The 16796-nt window shown below is 69.5% G+C and carries 15 protein-coding genes and 1 pseudogene; 8 read left to right on the forward strand and 8 right to left on the reverse strand.

Going from position 1 to position 16796, the window contains the following annotated elements:
- Positions 1 to 13 precede the first annotated feature (13 nt).
- Both N5095_RS07070 and N5095_RS07075 read left to right on the forward strand, forming a co-directional pair.
- A complete protein-coding gene (locus N5095_RS07070) occupies positions 14 to 1093 on the forward strand; it encodes an ABC transporter ATP-binding protein (protein ID WP_267622051.1) in 1080 nt (359 codons plus the stop codon).
- Complete coding sequence (locus tag N5095_RS07075; RefSeq protein WP_267622052.1) at positions 1090 to 1905, forward strand: ABC transporter permease; 816 nt, start codon at positions 1090 to 1092, stop codon at positions 1903 to 1905. The genes N5095_RS07070 and N5095_RS07075 overlap by 4 nt, the downstream gene beginning before the upstream one ends.
- A 50-nt stretch (positions 1906 to 1955) precedes the next feature.
- Here N5095_RS07075 and N5095_RS07080 read toward each other — a convergent pair whose 3' ends face one another.
- The 6 genes and pseudogenes from N5095_RS07080 to N5095_RS07105 all read right to left on the reverse strand — a co-directional run bounded on the left by N5095_RS07080 (position 1956) and on the right by N5095_RS07105 (position 7631).
- Entirely contained in the window at positions 1956 to 2357 is a 402-nt protein-coding gene (locus N5095_RS07080) for a DUF7979 domain-containing protein (protein WP_267622053.1), read from the reverse strand.
- 120 nt (positions 2358 to 2477) lie between these two features.
- Positions 2478 to 2771: pseudogene (locus tag N5095_RS07085) on the reverse strand (lycopene cyclase domain-containing protein); the annotation flags it as partial.
- A 67-nt stretch (positions 2772 to 2838) separates the two neighbouring features.
- A complete protein-coding gene (locus N5095_RS07090; protein ID WP_267622054.1) occupies positions 2839 to 3294 on the reverse strand; it encodes a hypothetical protein in 456 nt (151 codons plus the stop codon).
- Positions 3295 to 3298: 4 nt separating this feature from the next.
- Entirely contained in the window at positions 3299 to 4147 is an 849-nt protein-coding gene (locus N5095_RS07095; protein ID WP_267622056.1) for an aldo/keto reductase, read from the reverse strand.
- Positions 4148 to 4265: 118 nt separating this feature from the next.
- On the reverse strand, positions 4266 to 6611 hold the full coding sequence (locus tag N5095_RS07100; protein ID WP_267622057.1) for a COG1470 family protein: 2346 nt from the start codon (positions 6609 to 6611) through the stop codon (positions 4266 to 4268).
- Positions 6612 to 6776: 165 nt separating this feature from the next.
- Positions 6777 to 7631, reverse strand: coding sequence for a UbiA family prenyltransferase (locus tag N5095_RS07105; protein WP_308203527.1), 855 nt, complete (start codon positions 7629 to 7631; stop codon positions 6777 to 6779).
- Positions 7632 to 7768: 137 nt separating this feature from the next.
- Here N5095_RS07105 and N5095_RS07110 point away from each other — a divergent pair, with 137 nt between their 5' ends.
- From N5095_RS07110 to tgtA, 4 genes are all read left to right on the forward strand, one after another.
- On the forward strand, positions 7769 to 9052 hold the full coding sequence (locus N5095_RS07110) for a hypothetical protein (RefSeq protein WP_267622058.1): 1284 nt from the start codon (positions 7769 to 7771) through the stop codon (positions 9050 to 9052).
- An 85-nt stretch (positions 9053 to 9137) separates the two neighbouring features.
- The gene (locus N5095_RS07115) at positions 9138 to 9782 is read left to right on the forward strand and encodes an NUDIX hydrolase (RefSeq protein ID WP_267622059.1); all 645 of its coding nucleotides are present in this window, start codon (positions 9138 to 9140) and stop codon (positions 9780 to 9782) included.
- 191 nt (positions 9783 to 9973) lie between these two features.
- The gene (locus tag N5095_RS07120) at positions 9974 to 10744 is read left to right on the forward strand and encodes a CPBP family intramembrane glutamic endopeptidase (RefSeq protein WP_267622061.1); all 771 of its coding nucleotides are present in this window, start codon (positions 9974 to 9976) and stop codon (positions 10742 to 10744) included.
- A gap of 259 nt (positions 10745 to 11003) precedes the next feature.
- A complete protein-coding gene (tgtA, locus tag N5095_RS07125) occupies positions 11004 to 12500 on the forward strand; it encodes a tRNA guanosine(15) transglycosylase TgtA (RefSeq protein WP_267622062.1) in 1497 nt (498 codons plus the stop codon).
- A gap of 24 nt (positions 12501 to 12524) precedes the next feature.
- Here the strand turns inward: tgtA and N5095_RS07130 are convergent, their stop codons facing one another.
- On the reverse strand, positions 12525 to 12968 hold the full coding sequence (locus N5095_RS07130; protein ID WP_267622063.1) for a pyridoxamine 5'-phosphate oxidase family protein: 444 nt from the start codon (positions 12966 to 12968) through the stop codon (positions 12525 to 12527).
- 129 nt (positions 12969 to 13097) lie between these two features.
- Here N5095_RS07130 and arcS point away from each other — a divergent pair, with 129 nt between their 5' ends.
- Entirely contained in the window at positions 13098 to 14891 is a 1794-nt protein-coding gene (gene arcS, locus N5095_RS07135; protein WP_267622064.1) for an archaeosine synthase subunit alpha, read from the forward strand.
- A gap of 75 nt (positions 14892 to 14966) precedes the next feature.
- On the forward strand, positions 14967 to 15428 hold the full coding sequence (locus N5095_RS07140; protein WP_267622065.1) for a hypothetical protein: 462 nt from the start codon (positions 14967 to 14969) through the stop codon (positions 15426 to 15428).
- Between the two features lie 18 nt (positions 15429 to 15446).
- On the opposite strand, the gene N5095_RS07145 is transcribed toward N5095_RS07140, so the two are convergent.
- Positions 15447 to 16745, reverse strand: coding sequence for an outer membrane protein assembly factor BamB family protein (locus N5095_RS07145; RefSeq protein WP_267622066.1), 1299 nt, complete (start codon positions 16743 to 16745; stop codon positions 15447 to 15449).
- Positions 16746 to 16796 lie beyond the last annotated feature (51 nt).

Consider the following 16796-nt stretch of genomic DNA (forward strand, 5'->3'; position numbering starts at 1 on the left):
AACCAACGGCCGAATGACTGACGCGATACGCGTCGAGGACCTGCGAAAGCAGTACGACGACGTGCAGGCCCTCGAAGGCGTCGACCTCACGGTTCCGGAGGGGAGCTTCTTCGGGCTGCTCGGACCGAACGGCGCGGGAAAGACCACGTTCATCAACATCCTCGTCGGGCTCGTCCGGCGCTCGGGCGGCACCGCCGAGGTGTTCGGTCACGACGTGGAGGACGACTACCGCGCCGCCCGCGACGCCATCGGCCTCGCGCCGCAGGAGTTCAACGTCGACCGCTTCTTCCCCATCCACGAGGTGCTCGAACACAAGGCCGGCTACCACGGCATCCCGCGCTCGGAGGCCCGGGAGCGCGCCGACGAGGTGCTCGAGCGCGTCGGCATCCTGGACAAGCGCGACACCCGCTTCGACTGGCTCTCCGGCGGGATGAAGCGTCGGTTCGTGCTCGCCCGGGCGCTCATCACCGACCCCGACCTCCTGATTCTGGACGAACCGACTGCGGGCGTCGACGTCCAACTCCGCCACGACCTCTGGGAGCTCATCACTGACCTCAACGAGTCCGGCACGACGGTCCTGCTGACGACCCACTACATCGAGGAGGCCGAACGCCTCTGTGACGAGGTCGCCATCCTCGACTCCGGCTCGGTCGTCACCGTCGCCAGCCCGGAGGAGTTGATGGAGCGCGGCCCCGACACCATCACCGTCACGCTCCGCGAGGCGCCCGACGCGCTCCCCGACCTCGGCCTCGACGACGGCCGCGTGGAGTCGGTCGACTTGGAGGGGGACCGCCTCGTCGTCACCGCCCGAGAGGGTGGGCTCGTCGCCCCGAACCTCGTCCGCGCGCTGGACCGTACCGGCAACGACATCGTCGACTTCGACGTGTCGCGCACCTCACTGGAGGAGGTGTTCGTCGAGCTCACCCGACAGAACGAGAGCGTGAGCGACGGTGCCGACGGCGGGTCCGGCGACGCCGACGAGGCCGACACCGCTCGCGACCGACAGGCCGCGGTCGCGGCGACCAACGGCACCGACTCCAGCGCCGGCACCGATTCGGACGCTGGCACCGCCGACGGGGGGGCCGGCCGATGAGCGCCGAGTCCTCCACCTCGGGCCGCAGCGGCCTCGCCGCCGCCCTTGTCGGCTTCCGGACGCTCGCGCGTCGGGAGATTCTGCGCTTCCTCCGGCGGCCGAAGAACACGTTCGTCCCACCGTTCGTCACGAACGTGCTCTACTTCTCCGTCTTCGGGGTCATCCTCGGCGACCGCGTGGGGGGTGTCGCCGTCGACGGACAGACCGTACCCTACATCGTGTTTATCCTGCCAGGACTCGTCGTCCTCGGCGCCATCGCCAACGCCTTCGAGAACGCCTCTTTCTCCATCTTCCACGGCCGGTGGAACCACTACATCGAGGAGACGCTCACCTCGCCGATGTCCTACGGTCGGATGGTCGCGGCCTACGTCACCGCCGGCGTGGTTCGGGGGCTGACGGTCGGGGCGCTCATCGCCGTCATCGGCGCGTTCTTCACGCCGGTCGGCGTCGCGAACCTCCTCTATCTGGTCGCGTTCGCGCTCGTCATCACGCTGCTGTTCTCCGCCTTCGGTGTCGTCGGCGGGCTGTGGGCCGACGACTGGGACAACCTCACCATGATGAACCAGTTCATCGTCCGGCCGCTGGTCTTCTTCGGCGGCATCTTCTACGCTATCTCGGACCTCCCCTCGCCGTACTACGAACTCTCCCTCCTGAATCCGATGGTGTACATGGTAAACGGTGTCCGTCACGGCTTCCTCGGCGTCTCCGAGGTCGACCCGTTCACCTCCCTGCTCGTGCTGTCAGGGTTGACGGTCGCCGTCCTGGTGCTCGACGCGTACCTCTTCAGGAAGGGGTACGGGCTGACCGACTGAGCGGGTGGTTCGCGGGGTCGTACCGCCCTCCGGTCGAATCGACTCCGGACTCACCGCCGGATGTCCAGCCGAACCGCGTGAATACACAGCGCCAGTCCGCCGAGGGCGACCAGCACGGGGCCGAACGTCCGCGGGTCGGTCCAGTCGAAGTACCGCGGGGCCGCGGAGACGTAGTAGGTGCTTTCCTGCTCGACCACGCGCGGCATCTGATACTCGGCTCTCGTCTCGAAGCGGACCGTCTCACCCGCCTTGGCGCGGTCGAACACCTGCTGCTGCTCGGGGCTGAGACTCGCGTAGGGCTCGATGGACGTGACCTGCATCGGCGGCTCGTCGCGCTCGTTCTTGATGTCGAACTTGTAGTCGTCGTCTGCGACGGCTATCCAGGAGGCCACCCCGGCCATCCCGACGAGGATGCCGAGGGTGAGGAGGGCGAAGGTTTTCCAACCGGCCATGACTCCGAAATTCTACGCCATCTGTCATGAGTGTTTTCGTCGGCCGCGGTCCGAGTCCCCCCGGGGGCCGTCGTCGCTGGGGGCGTCGGGCGTGGTCGATTCGCCGTCCAGCACCTTCCGCAGCGTCTCGTGGGTGCCGACGACCATCGCGGGGACGACGAGCATGAAGATGTGCTCCTCGATGGGGATGCCGAGCAGTTCGACCCCAGTGCGGAGCGGAATCTCGAACACCCCCACTTCGAGGGTGTACCAGTCCCAGACGTACGCGAACGGGTAGAGGACGAGGACGGTCCGCGCGGCCGTCCGGAAGGCGTCCGCGTACCAGAGCAGGGCGAGTGCGACCGCTCCCCACATGACCTCCGTGGCGAGGTAGGTGTACGGGCCGAGCACCCCGATGTCGGGGACCGAGAGCATGACCGGAACTGCGGCCGCCGGCGAAATAGCGTTGGTGTCCGTGGCGCGGTCGAAGTCGAACGTCGGCTCAGTCGGGGTACCCCTCGGCCGCCGGACTGCAGTCGAGCACTGCCACCCCGCCGAGGGTGAGTGCGTCGGGGTGTTCCCCACCGAGCGGGTCCCGATAGCCGGTCGGTTCGAGGACGGCCCGAATCAGCGCCTGGTCCTCCGCGCGTACGTCGTCCAGGTCGGTGAGTCTGGAGACGGCGTGGGCCGCACAGCGGACGGCCACGGGCTCCCACGTCCGCCCCTCGTAGTGACTGTACGCGACGACCACGTCGTCGCCGGCACGGAGCAGGTCCGGGGCCGACGAGCCACACGCTCCGCACGCGACCGCGCCGGCGTCGAGGTCCGGAGACACCGCGAACCCGCCGAGCACCCGCCCGGTGAGTTCGTGGGCGACCTGCTCCGGCGTCGGCCCGGCGACCGGGCCTCCACGTTCTCGGCGTCCATCCCGGGGGCCACCGCCCCGTTCGTCGCTCATGCGCTCAGCCGTCCAGCCGGCTCAGCTGGTCGTCACTCAGGTCGATGTGGGTGGCTTCGACGTTGTCGTGCAGGTGGTCGACGCTCGACGTGCCGGGGATGGGCAGGGTCACGTCGGAGTGGTGCAGCAGCCACGCGAGGGCAATCTGCTCCGCCGAGGCGTCGTGGTCGTCCGCGACCGACTCGACGGCGTCCTCGCGGTCGCCGAGGTCGCCGGCGCCCAGCGGGTACCAGGGGATGAACCCGATGTCGTACTCCTCACAGGCCTCCAGGACGTCCTCGCTGTCGCGGTTGCCGACGTTGTACTCGTTCTGCACCGTCGCGACCTCGACGATGTCGCGGGCGGTCTCCAGCTGGTCGACGGAGACGTTGCTGACGCCGACGTGGGCGATTTTCCCCTCGTCTTTCAGTTCGGCGAGCGCGTGGACCGTGTCCTCGTAGTCCACGTCCGGGTCGGGGCGGTGGTGCTGGTAGAGGTCGATGGTGTCGACCTGGAGCCTGTCGAGGCTGCCGTAGATGGCGTTCTGGAGGTACTCCGGCTCCCCGCAGGGTGGCCACGAGCCGTCGCTGGTTCGCCAGAGCCCACCCTTCGTCGCGACGACGAGGTCGTCGGGGTACGGCGCCAGCGCCTCGCCGATGAGCCGCTCGCTGACACAGGGACCGTAGGAGTCAGCCGTGTCGACGAAGTCGATGCCGCAGTCGACAACCTCCTCGAGCAGGTCTTTCGCCTCCGCCTCGTCGTCCGGCGGACCGATGATGCCCTCGCCGGTGAGCCGCATCGCCCCGTATCCGAGCCGGTGGACGGTCAGTTCGCCGCCGATGTCGAACGTGTCGCTCCGGTTCTCGACTGTCATACCCGAACATGGACGAGCAGCGGGTAACGCCTTCGGGCCGTGGCGACCGGTGCGGTCGCTGTCGAGGCGGGGAGAGAAAGAAGCGGGAAAGGGAGAGAGTCGCCTTAGCGCCGGTCGGTTAGTCGCGTCGGACCGCCAGCAGTGCGGCGGCCAGCAGCGCGACGAGCGAGACGACGACACCGAAGCCTGGCACCGAGCCCGAGGTCGTGTTCGCTTCGACCTCGCCGCCGGCGTCGGACTCGGTCTCCGTCTCGCCCTGCTGAGCGGCCTCGGAGCTGTCGTCCGTGGTCGTCTGCGTCGTCGACTCGGTCGTCGACGCCTCGGTCGTCGGCTCGGGCGTCGCGGTCGCGGTCTCGGCCGCCTCGACCGTGACCGTCACCGACTTCGCGCCGACCGTCAGTTCGTGTTCGCCCGCACCCGAGAGGGCCGCGGTGAACGTCACGCTCTTCTTCTCGCCGCTGTCGGCGAAGACGCGCTTCTCGGCGAGCACCTCGCCGTCGTCTTTCAGCGCGAACTTCCGGTCGTGCTTGATGACGTCCGTGTTCGACACGTCGATGGTGACGGTGACCTCGTCGCCCTCGGTCACCGTCGTCGAGTCGACGGCGATGTCGCGGATGCCGAGTCCGCCGTCACTGCTGACGCCGGGACCGGCGGAGCCGCCGCCACCGCCGCCACCGCCGCTACCGGACTTCTTCGGTGCCGGCTCGGGTTCGGGCTCGGGTTCGGGCTCGGGCTCGGGTTCGGGCTCGGGCTCGGGTTCGGCCGTCGTGTCCTCGGTCGTCGTGTCCTCGGCCGTAGTCGTGGTCGTCGTCTCCTCGGTCGTGGTTGTGGTCGTCGTCTCCTCGGTCGTAGTCGTCGTGTCGGTCGTACCGTCGTCCGTAGTCGTCTCCTGTGCTTGGACGGTCACGCTCCCGTCCGCGCTGGCGTCCTCGGCGTCGACCACTACGTCGTGGTCACCTGCCGGGAGGTCGCTCGTGGGTACCTCGAACTCGACCGTCCTGCTGTCGCCGCCGGCGAGCGTCACCCGCTGTCCCTCCATCATGGTGCCGCCGACGGAGACGGAGACCGTGCGGACTCCCTCCACGTCGCCGGTGTTCTCGACCGTCGCGGAGACGGTCGCGGTCTCGCCCTGCGTCACCGAGGCGGGTTCGACGCTCACGTCGGAGACGCCGAAGTTCGAGGGCTCCTGCGGGGGCGTCTCGCCGCCCTCGCCGCAGGTGTTGCCCTTCTCGATGGTGATGGGCTCGCCCATCGTCAGGGAGCGCTGCTGGCCGTCCGCGTCACGAACCGTCCACGTGTCGACCGTGTCTTCGTCGTCCATCCGGTAGTTGAATCCGGCGGCGTCACGGTTCCACTGGTTCTGGATGGTGACTGCCTCGCCGTCGGCGAGGTTCTCCATCCCGCGGTAGGCGCCGCCGTCGGTCTCGCCGTTGCTCCACTGCCAGTCGACCTGGAAGTCGCCGCCGGTGAACTCGTCGAGGTGGTGCTGCTGCATGTCCTCGCCCTCGACGTGGTTGGCGTCGTCGTAGCGCGAGCCGTAGAACCCGTCGTCGGTCTCCGAGCGCCACGTCTCGTCGGTGTGCGGGTGGTAGTAGACTTCGTCGCCGCTTCGCAGGGTGTCCTCGCCTCGGAGTGGGGAGTAGTCGTCCATGTACGCCCACTCACCCTCCGGGAGGTTCGTGAACTGGAACGAGACGGCACCGCCGCCCGTCCCGCCGCCCTCGGACTGTCGGGTGTGCGTACCCAGCCAGCGGTCGTCCCAGTAGGTCCGGTGGGACCACTGGTCGGACTGCGTCGCCAGACGGTCGTGCTGGAGGACGAGGCTGGTCCCCTCCGGACCGTCGTAGAACCACATGTTACTCCCGCCGTTCTCCTGCCACGGGTGGACGCCGTACGTGCCCGCCGTCCACCGTTCCCAGCGGTACTGCTCGTACAGGTACGGAGCGTCGGTCGCGGTCTGCCCGTACGGCTGGCCGTTGGCGTAGTCGTTCGGCTTGTAGCGGACGTTGTTCTCGGGGTCGTACCAGGAGCTCCTGTCGCTCGCCGAGACCCACTTGTGGCTCCCGTTCTTCTGCGTGAAGAACCGGTAGTCCATCACCGACTCGATGGTCGGCGAGGGTTCCCAGTCGGGGTTAGTGTACGGCCCGAGCTCGCGTTCGCGTGGCACCTTCTCGCCCCAGACCCCGTCGTAGTTCAGCGGGTCAGTGTTCTCGTCGACCCACTGTGCGTGCGGTCTGAGCGTGTAGTCGGTCAGGTTTCGGGACTCCTCGTACGTCTTCACGTGGTCTCCGGGCTGGTATGCTTCCACCACGAAGCATTGCCCACCCTGCTTGACGGTGAACTGCGACCGGTCCGTCCCGGGCGGCGTCGCGCCGGCCGGTGTCGCGCCCGTGAACGCGACGACGGACACGAGCATCAGCGCCGTCAGGCTGAGATTGAGGAGCTTTCGGTTTCTGGTTGTCATCGGTCTCCGAGCGGACGGTCGGCCCTTCGGGGCTTTGTTAACCGCCTGCTTCCGTTAGACGAAACGGAGGAACGCCCCGTCTACGAACTGATACGGTCGGCCAGAAGACGCTGTAGGCACCGACTACTCCGCGATTTTGGCGGCCGCGCCCCACCAGCACGCCGCTCAGGAGAGGGGTCTGAACCACACCGCCGCGACGAGGGCGGCGAGAAAGAGGTAGGACCCCCGAATCAACAGCATCGTCGCCAGTTCGGACTCCTCCGCCCGGGCGGCGACGACGGCGACGACCCCGAAGACGAGCACGGCCAGCACCGAACTGGGCGGGAAGACGGCCGCCACCGCGAGCGCGAGTACCACGAACAGACCGGTTACCATGAGGAGGAACGCGGCCGTCCGGGCCCGTTCGCGTCCGAGGACGACGGCCACGGTGCGCTTGGCGATAGACCGGTCGTACTCGTAGTCCTTCGCGTCGTCGATGACGATGATGCCCGAGAGGATGAGGACGAACACGGCCGCGAAGGCGAGCACGACCGGCGTCAGCGTCCCGGTCTGGACGTAGAACCCGCCGAGGAGCGCGAAGGCGATGCCGAGCGGGTAGCCCGTTGTCGTCGTCACCGGGTTCGTGTCCATCTGTGGGGCGTGCAGGAATCCGATGACCCACCCCGGGAGCGTGAGCAAGGTGGCGACGGGGCCGACGAGGACGCCGATGACGAGGAGGCCGAGGAAGAACAGCGTCGAGGAGAGCACGAGCGCGAGCCGACAGCCGTCGGCGGTGAGCGGGTGGTCGTCGTCCTCGCCGCGGACGTAGAAGTCGACGTACCCGTCCTTCACGTGGGCCGTGTACAGCGCACAGAACGCGACGGCGACGTGGAGTCCGGCGAGTCCGGGGTCGAACTCCCGGGCCAGCACCGCGCCGAACGCGCTCGCCGCGAGCGGGGGGAGCATGAACACCGGGTGGACCTGCGAGGCGAGCGCGCGGACCGCCGCGCCGACGCCTCCGCCGTGACGGGCGACGTTCATGGACGGTCGTTGGACGCCCATCCGTAAGTAGCCGGTCGCCGGTTCGAAGGGGAGGACCGCGGGGCGTCGCCGAGCGGAGCTCCACCGGCGCCGGAGTCGAAAACTACTCCCCCGGGCCGCTCGGAGACCCACGGAAGATGGTCTCCAGAGACGCGGTGGGGGGTGCGCTCGCCGTCGGCGGCGTCGTCCTGCTCGTCGCGACGCTCGCCCTCAGCGCCGCGCTCGCACCCGCGATCGGCGCGACCGGCGACGACGGCGTCGCCCGTCCCACGCTCGTCGGCTCGCAGGGCGGCGGTGCGGGGCTCCACGAGCACGGGAGCGTCTACCTCGTCGAGAACGACTCGGTGACGTGGCGCGAGTCGAGCGCGAACAGCTACTTCGACGTGACGATGCTCGACAACGGCACCGTCGCCGCCGGCTTCATGCACGGCGGCTACCAGCAGTGTGGGCGCTACGACAGCCCCTGCACCCGCACCGGCTTTCGCATCATCGACCCGACTGCCGAACCCGAACCGGAAGTCGTGAGCGAGTTCAGCTTCCCCGTCAGGTCGCAGGGCAACAGCGAGGTCCACGACGTCGAGCCGCTGCCCGAGGGCGGCTACGTCGTCTCCGACATGGAGTACGAGCGCATCATGGTCGTGCGCAACGGCTCCGTCGAGTGGCAGTGGAACGCCAGCAGCGTCTACGAGGCGCCCGCGGACCCGACCCGCGAGGACTGGCTCCACATCAACGACGTGGACTACATCGGCGAGGACCGCTTCCTCGTCTCGGTTCGCAACGCGAACCAACTGCTCGTCGTCGAACGGCAGGGCCAGGGGAGCGAGGTCGTCGAGGTCGTGAACGCCGTCGAAGACGAGAGCGACGAGGACGGCGTGGGCATCGCCGACCGGGACATCCTCTACAGCCAGCACAACCCGCAGTGGCTCGGCGACGGCGCGGTGCTGGTCGCCGACTCCCACAACAACCGGGTGGTCGAACTCCACCGCGACGAGCAGACCGGCGAGTGGGAGGAGGCGTGGACGCTCGCGAGCGCCGAGGGGGTCAACTTCCGCTGGCCCCGCGACGCCGACCGGCTGGAGAACGGCAACACGCTCATCACCGACTCGCTGAACGGGCGCATCGTCGAGGTGAACGAGTCCGGTGCGACGGTGTGGAGCTACAAGACGGAGTACGTCCCCTACGAGGCCGAGCGGTTACCCGAGGGCGAACGCCCCACCGGCCAGCAGTACGCCACGGCGGGTGACGCCGGCCCCGGCGCCGTACCGGTGCTCACCCCGCTGCTCTCGGCGGTTCGGGCGAGCTACCCGCTCCCTCACTGGCTGAACGAGCCCCAACTCGGACTGACTCTCCTCTCGCTCGGGATGGTGTTCGGCGGCGTCGGCGCCGTCGTCGTCGGCCGGCTCCGCGGTCGACGTCGGTAGCGCCTGCGCTCCCACCGGCCCGCTCGGGCCGCGTGGCTCGTTCGGAACCACACGCCTCTTCATGGCCCCTACCGACCGGTCGACCATGACCGACGCCGCAGACGACGATTCGCTCGACGGCCCGACGGGGTCGAAGGACTCGGCGGACCCGGGGAGTTCTGACGATGCCGCCGACCCCCTCGCGTGGGAGACGACCGACACCGGAATCGACTACTCCTGTCCGGGCTTCGACGTTCGGCGCGACGACGTTCGCCTCCCCGACGGCACCGAGACGGACTACCACTACGTCGACGAGCGCGCGGCGGTCGTCGTCCTCCCCTTCGTCGGCTCGCCGCCCACGACCGGCGACAGCGAGGTCGTCACTATCGCCGAGTGGCGACAGGCGGTCTCCCGCGTCAGCCGGGGGCTCCCGGCCGGCACGCTCGAACCGGACGACGACGACCTCGCCGTCGCGGCGCGGCGCGAACTCCGCGAGGAGACGGGGTACGAAGCCGGCACGGTCGAGCATCTCACGACCGTCGAGCCGGTCAACGGCATCGCCAACAGCGTCCACCACGCGTTCGTCGCTCACGGCTGTGAGCCGACCGGCGAGCAGGAACTCGACTTCAACGAGAGCATCCGCGTCGAGACGACGACGTACGACGACCTGCTCGCGAGCGTCGTCGACGGCGACTGTCGCGACGGCCGGACCGCGCTGGCGGTGATGCAGTACGAACTGACGCGACAGTAGGGTTCGACGGCGGTAGTCCGGGCGCCATCCGGACGACTCGCCGAGCGAAGGGCGCAGCGAGTCAGAGGAGCCGAGAGCCCGAGGGCTTCCGGGGGCTACTGGACCAACCACCGTATCGGCTACATCAGAACGACGGTGTTCGAACCAAGCGGGCCGAACCGCTTTGGTCCCCCGCCCCGTCCCATCCGGTGATGATCGAGCGCGACAGCCGGCTGTGGGCCCCGTGGACACTGTTCGTCGGGGTGTTCGTCGGCATCACCGGCGTCGCGGCCTCCGTCGTGCTCATGCAGACGTTCGCCGCCGTGTTGGCGGGGCTCGGCGTCGAACTCTCGGTGACGACGCTACTCGTCGTCACGCTCTTTCTCGGGCAGTACGCCGCCTTCGGCGGCATCGCGCTCTTGTACCTCCGACTTCGGGGACTCGACCGCGACTACGTCGGCGTGCGGTCGCCGTCGCTCCGGGACCTCGCCGTCGCCGTCGGCGGCTGGCTCGGCGCGCTCGGCGTCGTCATCACCGCCGGGACCCTCATCCAGGCGACGGGGGCGACCCCCGCCAACAACCAGACCGCCCAACTCGGGGCGAACTTCCCCTCGTTGTTGCTCGTGCTCGTACCCGCCTCCTTTCTCGTCATCGGCCCCTGCGAGGAACTGCTGTTCCGTGGCATCGTCCAGCGGCGCTTCCGCGAGGCGTTCCCCTCGGCGGCCGCAGTCGTCCTCGGCGCGGCGCTGTTCGCCGCCATCCACTTCATGGCGCTGACGGGTGGCGCGGAGGCCCGCCTCACGACCATCGCCATCCTCTTCTTCCCGAGTCTGGTGTTCGGGGCGGCCTACGAGTACACGGGCAACGTGCTCGTCCCGGCGTTCATCCACGGCGCCTACAACGCGACGCTGTTCGCGCTGTTGTACGTCGCCGTGAAGTTCGCGGGTATCCAGCCGTCCTCGGTCGTCGGTGTCGTGGTCTAAGTGTCCGCTGTTCGACCCGACTCGTCGACCCTCGGAAGCCGGAGTCTCCGGGGCCTTACCCACGACGGCCGGTTAGTCATCGCTCACGCGCGAAACGCAGATGTGTCGTCCGGTCCTCTCGCCCCCAGCGGCGTCGTCGGCGACCGACCCGACACCGATTCGCCCGGAACAAGAGGCTGAACCGATATCCGATTCGGCCGCCAGCCCGCGGGCGGCCGAAACGACACGCTTACCGCCCGCGCTCCGGAATCCCCGCCAAATGCGCGACCACTTCGAACTCCGCGACGCCGACGCCATGGGCCGCATCGGCTCGCTCTCGGTGCCCCGGGCGGGCGTCACGGTCGAGACGCCCGCGCTCCTCCCGGTCGTCAACCCGAACATCCAGACCATCGAACCGGCTCGACTGAGCGAGGAGTTCGGCGCGGACATTCTCATCACCAACTCCTACATCATCCGCAAGACCGAGGAACTCAACGAACGAGCGCTGACGGAGGGGCTCCACGAGATGCTCGGCTTCGACGGAGCCATCATGACCGACTCCGGCTCCTTCCAGCTCGCGGAGTACGGCGAGATCGACGTGACGACCGAGGAGATTCTCGCCTTCCAGCGCGACATCGGGTCGGACATCGCGACGCCGGTCGACATCCCGACGCCGCCGGACGTGAGCAGAGAGCAGGCCGAGGAGGAACTGGGCGTCACCGCCGAGGCGCTCGCCGACGCCGAGGCGTTCGACGCCGGCGACTCCGAAATGCTGCTCAACGCGCCGGTGCAGGGGTCGACGTACCCCGACCTCCGTGAGCGCGCCGGGCGGCAGGCCGCCGAGACCGACCTCGACGTGTTCCCCGTCGGCGCGGTCGTCCCGCTGATGAACGCCTACCGCTACGACGACATGGTGGAAGCCGTCCTCGCGGCGAAGCGCGGGCTCGGCCCCGCGGCGCCGGTCCACCTGTTCGGCGCCGGCCACCCGATGATGTTCGCACTTGCCGCGGCCTGCGGCTGTGACCTGTTCGACTCCGCCGCCTACGCGCTGATGGCCCGCGACGGTCGCTACCTCACCGTCCGGGGGACCGAGCAGTTCGAGGACCTCGACTACTTCCCCTGTTCGTGTGCGGTCTGCACCGAGCACACCCCCGACGACCTCCGGGGGATGGACCACCGCGCCCGCGAGGACCTGCTCGCCGAACACAACCTGCACGTCTCCTTCGCTGAGATTCGCCGGGTGAAACAGGCCATCCGTTCAGGGAACCTCCTCGAACTGGTCGAAGTGCGCGCCCGCGGCCACCCGGCGATGCTGGACGGCTACCGCGCCCTGCTCGACGGCGCGAGCGACCTCGAACGGGAGGACCCCGTCTCGAAAGGGGCGTTCTTCTACACCTCCCACGAGTCCGCCCGACGCCCCGAGGTGCTGCGCCACCGCGAACGGCTCGCCCGTCTCGACGTCCCCGACCGGGTCCTCCTCACCGAGGACGGCGAACCCAACGACCACGACTACGACGCGGTGTGGCGGGTCGTCCCCCCGTTCGGGCCGTTTCCGAAGTCGCTGTCGGACACCTACCCGCTCACGGCGGAGGTTCCGGAGCGCGTCGACACCGCGGCCCAGCGGGCCGCCGCCGAGGGGGTTGCGGAACTGGCCGAGGCGCATCCCGAGGCGTCGCTGACGCTCTCTCACGACGGCTGGCCGGCGCACGTCCTCGAGGCCGTCCCCGAGTCGGTGACGGTCGAGACGCTGCCGAAGGCACGCGAGCGCGAGGAGTAGTCCGCCCTCGACCTATCGACCCGGTCAGTCCGTCATTCGCCCCGAGTAGTCCCAACTGACCAGCCTGTCGGGGTCGATTCGGATGTGGACCTCCTCGCGTTCGGGGTCGAGAAGGTGGGTCGCGAGCGGGGAGTCCGTCCCGCCGAGGTAGCGTTCGAGCATCCCCCGCAGCAGTTGTTTCTCCTCGTCGGGCGTCACCGAGGCGACACCCCGGCCGCGGACCCCCCGGTACGGGGTGTCGTTCGTCGACACCTCGAAGGCCACCCGGTCGTCGGATTCGAGCATCCCTACTATATCGGCGTCGGCCTTGGTCGCGCAGTGGAAGGCGCCGTCCTCGAAGCGATACCAGAGCGAGAGAATCCACGGGTATCCCGAGGGGGCGTGACAGGAGAGACGAAGCGGCACGACCGTCTCGGTGAGGAACTGCTCGACCTGCTCGGGGGACCACGGGCCGCGGCGGTCGACCATGGTCGACGTTGGTGCGGGGGAGTCAAAGCGGTTCGGCCGACGGGACGGACTGGCACGTCCGGCGAGTTCGGGAGCCGCTACGACGACCGAAACGAAGCACAGTAAACCCTCCACCGCACACCTCACGCCATGACCGACTACTTCGAGGTCCACGCGCGGGACGGGCCGGCCCGTCTCGGCGAGTTGCGCCTCGACCCGTCGCTGACGACGCCCGCTCTCGTCGACGACCGCGTCCACGACGCCGGCTCGCTGTGGAACGAGGAGCGCGAGACCCCCGAGGGCGACGAGTCGACGCTGACCGTCCTCCCCCACCGGGCGTTCCCGGCCGGCACCCGCGAGGAAGTCGTCGACTCCTTCGCGGTCGACTATCCGGACGTGGACTTCCCGAGCGCCGCGGTCGTGAAGTCCGACGCGGCCGAATCGGCCACGGACGCGGACGCCGACGCCTACGTGCTCTCGGACGCGAACGGCTTCGTCGGCCACGCCTCGGCGTTTCGCGACGCCGTCCTCGCGTTCACGGACGCCGTCCCGGCCGACGCCGGGCGCTACCTCGCCGGCGTCGCCACGCCGCGAAACGTCGCCGTCCTCGCCTACGCCGGCTTCGACCTGTTCGACGCGAAGCGCGCCCGAGCGCGGGGACTGGAGGGGTTCTACCTGACGAGCGAGGGCGAGCACTTCCTCGAGGACCTCGACGAACTCCCGTGTGCCTGTGAGGCCTGCCGCAAGCCCCGCGAGGAGTTCACCCGCGCCGACTGCGCCGACCACAACGCGAACGCCCTCGCGGCCGAACTCGCGGTCGTCCGCCGCCGCATCCGGGACGGTCGCCTCCGGGACTACGTCGAGGGGCAAGCCCGCCACGAGGCGTGGCTCACCGCGACCTTCCGGGAGTTCGACGACCAGTACGGCTACCTCGAACAGCACACGCCGGTTCTGCGGGACGCCGAACTCCTGGCGGCGAGCGAGGACACCCTCAGGCGCGTGGAGATACAGCGCTTCGCCGACCGGGTCACCTCCCGGTACCGGAACCGCTTCGACAACCCGCTCGTGCTCGTCCCCTGCTCGGCGACGAAACCCTACAGCGAGTCCCAGTCGCACTCCCAGTTCCACCGCGCGACCCAGTTCCGCGCGCACACCGTCTCGATGACCTCCCCCATCGGCGTCGTGCCGATGGAACTGGAGCTCACCTACCCGGCCCAGCACTACGACTCCGTGGTGACGGGCAACTGGACCGAGGGGGAGAAGGCGTTCGTCGCCAACGTCCTGCAGCGGTACCTCGAACGCAACGAGTACCCCCGCATCGTCGCCCACGTCCCGCCGGGCGGTTACACGGACATCGTCGAACGCGTCGAGGCCGAACTCGACTTGGACGTCGAGTACACCGTCCCGGACCACCCGACGACCGACGAGTCGCTGGCGAACCTCTCCTCGACGCTCTCGGGCGAACTGAAGTTCCCGAAGCGCGAGCGCGAGCACAACACGGTGAAGGCCATCGCCGACTACATGATGGGGCCGGGCGCCGGTGACGACCTGTTCGCCGACGTGGAGATTACGATGACGAGTCGCTACCCCAAACTCCAGATTCGGAACGCGAACGCCGAAATCGAGGGTCACGGCGGCGAGAACGCCCAACTCGCGACGATGGTGCCCCAGTACGGCGTGCTCTCCTTCACCCTCGAAGGGGCGAGGGTGTGGGCCGAGAGCGACGCCCCGACGAAGCGCGTCGAGATAGACAACTTCGTTCCCCGCGGTTCCGTGCTCGCCCCCGGCGTCGTCGACGCGGACGACGACATCCGCGTCGGCGACGAGGTGGTCATCGAGGGGCCGAAGGCGTTCGCCGTCGGCCGCGCCGTCATGTCCGGCCCGGAGATGGTCGAGTCGACGCGGGGCATCGCGAGCGAGGTCCGCCACTGCGAGGAGACGTAGTCGGGCGAACGCGAGGGGGACGAGAGACGTAACCCGAGCGAAACGTTTTCGCGGACCGGCCGGGTGGGTCGACGCATGCGTCCCCGAACCGCCCTCCCCGTCGCGCTCCTCGCCGCCGTCGTCGGCGCCATCACCGTCGTCCGGCCGTTCCTCCCGATGCTGACCGACACGTCCCCCACGGGCGGCGTGTCACTCCTCCACCTCGTCGGCCTCCTCGGTCTCCTGTTGAACCCCGGCGCCGTCTTCCTACTCGGTCGCCGAGTCGGCTGCGAGTACGGCGTCGCCGGCGAGACGACGACCCTCCTCGGTGGGTTCGTCGCCACTGGGGTCGCGGGGGTCGCCGTCGGGAGCGCAGTCGCCGGCGCGTACGTCTTCGAGGCGGTGTCGCTGACGCCCCCCACCGGACTGGTCGCGACGGCCGCGGACCTCCTCTTACGGTCGCTCCTCACCGGCGTGCCGTTCGGTATCGCCGGGTTCGCCGGAGCGGCGTGGGCGGCGCTTCGGACCGGAGGCGGCCGTTCGGCGATGGCCCCGTAACGTCCGAGTCGGCACCGGTCACTCGAAGGCGACGAGCCGCGTCGGCATCCCCCCGTCCGTCGGGACGGTCGCGTACAGCCGACTCTCGGCGACGGAGAGGCCCCGGACCGACGCGGCGAACGACAGGCCCCAGAGCCGGTCGCCGGTGTCGACGTCGAACGCTTCGACCGTCGAGGGCTCCGGTCCGTCCTCCCGCGGTTCGACCGTCGGGACGACCACCGTGTCGCCTCCGGCCGCGGGTCGTGCCCAGAAGCCGGGGACGCCGTCGAGGTCGGTCCGCCAGCGACGGCGACCGTCGTGGCCGAGACAGCGGAGCGTCCCGTCGGCGGCCGCGAGGAGGACTGCGTCGTCGGTGACGACGGGCGGGGCGTGGAGGCGACCGCCGGTCTCGGCGCCTCCGTCGGCTTCGGTGTCGGTCGTGGCCACGTCGTCGACCGACCACCGAAGTTCGCCCGTCTCCCGGTCGAACGCTCGGACGGTTCCGGCGCGGTCCCGGTGGTAGCCGACGACGGCGAGGTCGTCGGTCAGTGCCGGACTGAAGGTGGGCGCAGGGTCGCCGAGCGTCCATCCCGGCGGGGTGAACTCCCAACGGGTCGACCGCTCCTTCGGTATCGACGGCGGCCAGTCCTCGTCGCGGTCCTCCCACGGCCACTCGATGGCGACGCTGCCGAGGTCGAGGGCGGCCACCTCCGGGTACGCGGAGACGTACACCGTCCCGTCGTCGACGGCGGGGTGCCCCTTCACGTCGCCGTACCAGGTGTGCCACGCGACCCGGCCGGTCGCGTCGAGCGCCGACACGCCGTAGTACGGGAGGACGAGTCGTCCGGCCGCGACCGTCGATGTCCCCGTGTTGACGAGTCGCTGGTTCTCGGCACGCCACGTCTCCGCCCCGTCGGTGAGCGCGTAGCCGGCGAACAGGTCGCCGCCGAGGAGGTACGCCGTGTCGCCGCCGGCGACCGGCGACCGGTGTCCCAGGGTTTCGACGTCGACGCTCCACGCTTCGGTCCCGTCCGGAGCCCACGCCCGGAGCACGTCGTCGCCGACGGCGACCACCCGGTCCCCGGTGACGACCGGGGTCCCGCCGACGCCCGGTTCGGTCGCCCACTCCCGCTCGGGGGTCGACCGCGGTGGCGACGCGCCGGGGTTGTAGTACGTGTTCCGGGCGTCGTGGCCGCGCTGTGGCCACGCCGCCGGACCGGACGGTGGCTCCGGAATCGGCTCGGGGTCGAGCGCGGTGGTGTCGGTGCCGGCGACGACCGCGCCGCCGGCGACACCGAACCCGCCGAGTGCGGCGAGATACTGGCGTCTGGAGGGCATCGGTGGCGGCTCTCGGTGGCAGGAACAAGTCAGTTTCGGAGAGGGAAGACT

This window comes from Halobium salinum (assembly GCF_026586625.1).
In the GTDB taxonomy this organism is placed as follows: domain Archaea; phylum Halobacteriota; class Halobacteria; order Halobacteriales; family Haloferacaceae; genus Halobium; species Halobium salinum.